4 protein-coding genes are annotated in these 3,404 nt (G+C 47.2%); all 4 read left to right on the top strand.

What is annotated here, in order from left to right; genetic code table 11:
• Positions 1–340 (top strand): efflux RND transporter permease subunit (locus NCI00_RS29325; RefSeq protein ID WP_253533518.1); only part of this gene is annotated, 340 nt, incomplete at its 5' end.
• A complete protein-coding gene (locus NCI00_RS29320) occupies positions 327–1,598 on the top strand; it encodes a TolC family protein (RefSeq protein ID WP_253533516.1) in 1,272 nt (423 codons plus the stop codon). The genes NCI00_RS29325 and NCI00_RS29320, both read left to right, overlap by 14 nt.
• A complete protein-coding gene (locus NCI00_RS29315) occupies positions 1,573–3,066 on the top strand; it encodes a heavy metal-binding domain-containing protein (protein ID WP_253533515.1) in 1,494 nt (497 codons plus the stop codon). Before NCI00_RS29320 ends, NCI00_RS29315 begins: the two co-directional genes overlap by 26 nt.
• On the top strand, positions 3,063–3,404 hold a 342-nt coding region (locus NCI00_RS29310; RefSeq protein WP_289623401.1), incomplete at its 3' end, for a heavy metal-binding domain-containing protein. The genes NCI00_RS29315 and NCI00_RS29310, both read left to right, overlap by 4 nt.

Genomic DNA, 3,404 nt, shown 5'->3' with positions numbered 1-3,404 from the left:
TTATCTCAACGAAGCCATGCAGCATTTGGTGGCCGAAAAAGGAAACTCCAAAGAAACGATTACCAATGCTGACCTGCGTGAGTACGTGATTCGGGGCGCTGCACAACGCCTCCGTCCTAAATTGATGACCGTCTCGGTGTCGCTTTTTGGGTTGATTCCCATTTTGTGGGCCACGGGTGTAGGTTCAGATGTGATGCTGCCGATTACGATTCCGCTGATTGGCGGGACTATTTCGTCCACTATTTACGTGCTGCTGGTGACGCCGGTCATTTTTGAAATGACCAAAGAATGGGAACTCAAACGCAATGGCAAAATTGAAATTTACGATGTCAAAGAATAAGATATTGTGGGGTTTGTTGATTGTTTGGTCAACAACCACTCAGGCGCAATCGGTGCTATCGTTGGAAACAATATTACAACACATTGAGGCTTCTCACCCCAATTTACAGCAACTCGATGCCAAAGTAAAAGAACTGGATGCTTACGCTGAAGGCGCCCGAAACTGGGAAGCCCCCAAGTTTGGGGCGGGCTTTTTCATGACGCCCTATAATTATATGATGTGGAGTCGAAAGGGCGCGCTTTACCACGAAGGAATGAGTCAGGGCATGGGTTCTTTTATGGTGCAGGGCGAGCAGATGATTCCTAACCGTAAAATGCTCGACGCCGAAGAACGCTACATGAAATCCATGTCGGGCATGGAAACGGCCCAAAAAGGCATGGTGCGCAATATGCTGTTTGCCGAAGCCAAAACGGCCTATTACAAATGGCAGGTGCTTGAAAAGAAAAAAAACGTGTTGAGCGAGAGCCAATCCTTGCTCAGTTACATGATTCAATCGGCCGAGATTCGCTACAAATTCAATCAAGAAAAGTTGAGCAGTATTTACAAAGCCCAAGCCGCCCTGAGCGATTTGAACCGCATGAAACTGATGCTCGACGGAGATATTCGTCAGCAAAAAGTAATGCTCAATACGCTGATGCTTAAAGAGAGAACCTTTGATTTTCGAATTGATACGCTCACGACGACCTCCTCATTCACCAATGGTTTGATGGCGCTGGATACTGGTATGATTGGCAACCGAAGTGATTTACGGATGATTGAACAAAGCCTGTTGATCTCCCGCAACAAAAAGGAAATAGAACTGCAAAAGCTCAAACCCATGTACGGCGTTCAGTACGGACACATGTTTGCGTTTGGCAATCAATGGCAATTTACCCTGATGGGCATGGTGACGATTCCGTTTGCGAAATGGTCGAGCCGACAGATTAAAGCCAACCTTAAAGGACTTGATTATCAACGCCAAACGTATGCGAAACAACGCGAAGGACTGACTAATCAAATTTTAGGAAACTTGGCCGACCGTTGGGTAATGATGGAGACCTTTCAGGCCCAAATCGACCAATACGAAAAAGAGCAGATTCCTGTTTTGCGCAAGCGCTATCAAAGCACACTACTGGCGTATGAACAAAATACCGACGAGTTGTTTATGGTGTTGGATGCTTGGATGGAGCTTAAAATGGCTCGAATGAACCAGCTGGATTTAGTGCAACAATTACTGCAAGCCCACGTAGAATATGAAAAAGAACTGGAAAAAAGGTAAGCTATTCCCTTGGCTTATCGTGGCGCTGCTCGGTGGGCTAACGGGTTGTGACTTTGTAGGCCAATACTTCAAAAAAGAAGTCACCCAGCCCCAAGAGGCCTATGCGTGCCCCATGAAATGCGAAGGCAATAAAACATACAACGCCCCCGGCTCATGTCCCGTCTGTGGCATGGATTTGGTCAAAGTGACTTCTCATTCATCGCACGCCGATACGGCCGTGGTAATGATGGGCCAACGACGAAAAACGGGCAAAAAGTACTATTGCACCATGAAATGCGAAGGTGAAAAAACCTACGATGCCCCTGGACAATGCCCAGTGTGCGGGATGGATTTGGTGGAAAAAAAAGAGACCACCGCTGACGAACAACTTTCCGCCGACGATAGTTTGGCGATATTGGTCAAACCTACTTATGAGTACGTATTAAGCGGTGTCAAGACCGTTCAGCCCCAACGACGCTCGCAGCAGTTGGTAGTCAATGCCTTTGGTTTTTTATCCTATGATGCTCAGGCACTGAGCAGTATTGCCACGCGATTTGGCGGTAGAATTGAGCGTTTGTACGTCCGTTACCCTTTTCAAACGATACGCAAAGGCCAAAAAATCATGGATATTTACAGCCCTGACCTCGTTACAGCGCAACAAAATTTGATTTTTCTTCTCCAAAATGACGCCGAAAATCAAACGCTTATTGATAATGCTCGTCAGCGCCTTCTCCTTTTGGGATTAACTTCCGACCAACTCAAATCAGTAGAGCAAAGCAAAAAACCAATCATGCAACTCAGCATTTATAGTCCTTACAGCGGCATCATCGTTGAACGCAGCGCAGGGGAGATACCTATGCCTTCTGGTGGAAGCAACCGCATGAATGAAGGCATGGGGGGGAGTAAGTCTGCCGCCCAGATTGCACCGCCACCCAGCACTACAAAAGGCGAATTGACATTAAAAGAAGGAATGTACGTGCAAAAAGGACAGCGGTTGTTTGAGGTTCAAAATACCCATTCGGTATGGGCAATGCTAGAGTTTTATCCGACGGATGTTCCCAAGGTTAAGGTGGGGCAATCGGTCATGCTAGAACTTGAGGGGGATTCAGAGAACCAATTTTTTGGTAAAATCAACTACCTCGAACCCCTGATTACGACCAACAACCGAAATCCAAGGGCGCGGGTGTATGTGCCAAATCCAAGTGGGAAGCTAAAAATTGGTTCATTGGTCAAAGCATCAATCAATGCGGGAACTCAAAACGCGCTATGGGTCCCTTCTTCGGCGCTTCTCGATATGGGTCGCGAAAAGATGGCGTTTGTGAGAAAAGCAGGCGTTTTTCGTTCTCGAACCGTCCAAACAGGATTGCAGGAAGGAAACTGGGTGGAGGTGTTGTCGGGTCTTACGAGCGAGGAAACCTTCGCCGAAAATGCCCAATTCCTGATGGACAGCGAAAGTTTTGTCAAATCAAATGAACTATCAAGAAGATGAAAAGAAGGGCATTTATACATACAGTCAGTTGGGCAAGTCTAACGGTAGTGTGGGAAGCTTGCACGTCCAAAAACGGCGAGCAGGTGCCAGATAATGTATTTTACACCTGTTCGATGGACCCACAGGTGATGGAAAAAAAGCCCGGCACCTGCCCCATCTGCAAAATGGCGTTGACCAAAATTGTGGTAGACCCCAACATGAAAAATGCGGGGCTGAAATTGAGCGACCAACAAAAGCAATTGGCCAATATTCAGATCGAAACGGTTGCGCTGCGTCCCTTGGGGGAAGAGGTCACGCTGGCCGCCATCCTGACCGAAAACAAAGATAAACTCGCTACC

It is taken from the genome of Runella salmonicolor (assembly GCF_024158025.1).
Taxonomy (GTDB): Bacteria; Bacteroidota; Bacteroidia; order Cytophagales; family Spirosomataceae; genus Runella; species Runella salmonicolor.
Note: the sequence above shows the minus strand (reverse complement) of the source record. Positions and strands in the feature narration are given on the sequence as shown.